The sequence below is a fragment of the Mucilaginibacter sp. P4_E8 genome (assembly GCF_056401495.1).
In genome coordinates this window covers 1-2,756 of record NZ_JBFUJG010000291.1, presented here as the reverse complement: position 1 = coordinate 2,756, position 2,756 = coordinate 1, and the positions used below count along the sequence as shown (strand labels likewise).

Here is a 2,756-nt window from a genome sequence, read left to right as displayed (position 1 = left end):
GGGTTGAGCAGCTATAGTTGGCAATATACCCTGATTGGTATACATAACCTGATCACGATCACGGGGTACAGCAGTATAGAAATCGCTTTTGTCTGATTTGCTTTTTTCATTTTTCCAGCGCCATTGATCGCTATGTCTGTCCCAGTCGCCTATTAACAGATCAAGTAAACGGGCACGCAAAAACTCATGGCTGTCCACATTATTATCATTATCCTTCAGCAGGTCCTCGATCATTTTTGTGGTATTGGCCGATTTGCCCCCGGGTTCCCTTTCTTCCAGTAAAACTACTTTATTGTCAAAGATCTTATTGTATTTACCCAGTTTCTCGTCTGGCGATATTACACCGATCATGGGATTGGCATGAGGTACATGGGCAGCATCGGCCAATGGCGGAACAATAAGGGCCGAAAAAGGATGTTGCGCGCTCATAGCATCATTTACCCAATCCTTTGCAAAGGTTTCCTGGAACTCCTCAGGTAATATTTTCTCCGGGCTTTTTTCAACACTCCGTATTACCCATTCTTTGCCACTCTTATCAACCAGGCGCAGCGAATGTGTCTGGAACCCGCCTCCTATCCTTACGGGTGTTAAGCCACCATATATCTCAGATATTTTAATTACGGGTAATTTGGTATCGGCGGCCCATTCCTTACGATAATTTTCGCCAAATAAAAGCCTGTGAAAACCGCTTACGTCATTATATGAAGGATGCACTTTAACTATCACACTATCAGCTGTAATGGGCTTAGTAGCCGCATCAATCAGGTTTTGTACCAGAGTATATGGCTGGGTAAAGGTAAATGCTTGTTTTACACCTGCTTCATCATCAATATAGTAGGTAAAGCGCATACTATTATCGCTTAATATATCGGCTATGACATAGCCTTGTGTTGCATCGGCAAACAAGGAATTTTTACCCTTTATGGCATACGTATTTTTAGCACCGGCACCACTTACCACTTGTATCTGCTTGTCTTTTATAAACTGCAGCCCATGCTCATGGCCGGCCACATGGATCATATTGGGAAACCCGGCAAAAACACCGTCGATCCTTTTTATCATATCCTTATATAAGGGATGTCCAAGATCTTCAGGATTGTTAAATGTCGACCGCAAGAATGGATACAATGAACCAATTACAGGTAAAGGCACATACAAATTATGGTTTACTGCTGTTAACGGGAACAGATGATCTTTAAGGGAAAAATAACCGCCATGCGTACCATAACTTTGAAATGGATGATGCGATGCCAGCAGGATCACCTTATTCCGGTTCCTGTCATATATTTCCTGTATTTTATCAATTATATCATCTTTGGTTTTGCATTCACATTCTACACCGGGATTATCTTTATTGAAGGGAAATAACCACCATTCGCTGTCAAAGGCAATAATGGTCAGGTTGTCGGTTAGGTTTATCTCTACCGGGTCAGCACAGCCGTTCGCGGGCACCATTTTAAGCAAACTATCCTGTTGTTCATTGATGTATTGCCACTGCCGTTTTATTTTTGCCAGCCCCTGCGGACCCATTTTATCCCAATCATGATTACCCGGGATAAAATAAACAGGTGCCCCCTTAGCCCGCATTGGCTGGTATTGTGATTGCAGGATCTTCTTTGTTTCTTCTTCCTCGGGACTACCTGGCAGACCCATACCATGCGGATATATATTATCGCCCAGGTACATCACTGTGGTTTTATTTTTAATGATGTTATTAGCAGCATGTTTTAAAACGGCATTTTGCTGCATATCCATTTCACCGGCATCGCCGATGAGTATAACACGGTAACGCACTGAATCCTGTGCCTGGCCTGCAAATCGGCCTAATAATAAAATAAACAACAGGGGTAATTTTTTAATCATGGATTAGGGTATTTTTATTCTTATAACGTTGTTGGAAAAGTTTTTTATTGAACCAATGTCCTGCCCAGGCCGTACCAATGCCCACGGCGGCTCCGGCCAGTACATCACTTGGATAATGTTTGCCCAGGTACATCCTGGAGTAACCTACCGATGAGGCCCATACATAGGCGGGCACCGTAACGTACCATTTTTTGTATTGTATGGATAACGTTGTGGCTGTAGCAAAAGCCAAACTGGTATGCCCCGATGGGAAAGATTGGTTATGCGTCATTGAGTTAACAAATATTTCGTTTGGATATTTATCGGCAGGGCGTGTGCGGTTAACGCTTAATTTGATCAGGTGAGTAACCAGTACATTCGCGCCTACAGAGATAAAGGTTTCTGTGGCATTACGTTTTGCTATTTCATTGTTACTTGCCAAACCGTAAATTAATGTACCGAAGGAAGCCGCGCCAATAGCATAGTAAGCGGAGTTACTGGTATTGCGCCAGTAAAGCGAAGTTGGGTGCCTTGGGTTAATACTCTTTAAAATATCAACATCAAGATTCTGAGCAAAGCAATGGGTATAACCAGTAAAGACAAAAACAACAAAATATACTAAAAAAAACTTTTTGCCTTTTATCATCTATTTTATATAATTGAATTTCAACACATTACCGGGGCTAACTAAATCACCCTCATTTGATATATAAAGGTTAAACTGGTTGTCAAAAGCTATACCCTCGGGTTGGTGAAACTGTGCCGGATTTAAGGCGTACACATTTTTAACATTCCAGCTGGCATCAGCAACAACCAGCATTTTATTAACCGACGAAAGGATGTACCACTCATTGGTATTTAAGTTTTTAGCTAAAGCAGATGGACGAAAGGCACCGCGTTTTTTACTACTCAGC

General features: G+C 42.0%; 3 protein-coding genes. All 3 read right to left on the bottom strand.

Annotated elements, in window-relative coordinates:
• The coding region (locus AC1DRQ_RS30600) for a metallophosphoesterase (protein ID WP_477429763.1) at positions 1-1,863 on the bottom strand (1,863 nt) is incomplete at its 3' end.
• The gene (locus tag AC1DRQ_RS30595) at positions 1,856-2,488 is read right to left on the bottom strand and encodes a phosphatase PAP2 family protein (protein ID WP_477429761.1); all 633 of its coding nucleotides are present in this window, start codon (positions 2,486-2,488) and stop codon (positions 1,856-1,858) included. The genes AC1DRQ_RS30595 and AC1DRQ_RS30600, both read right to left, overlap by 8 nt.
• On the bottom strand, positions 2,489-2,756 hold a 268-nt coding region (locus tag AC1DRQ_RS30590; RefSeq protein WP_477429759.1), incomplete at its 5' end, for an SdiA-regulated domain-containing protein. It abuts the gene before it with no gap.

What these genes read in the sequence shown, in the direction of transcription:
- AC1DRQ_RS30595 (WP_477429761.1), bottom strand. Translation starts at nt 2,488, where the DNA reads ATGATAAAAGGCAAAAAGTTTTTTTTAGTATATTTTGTTGTTTTTGTC.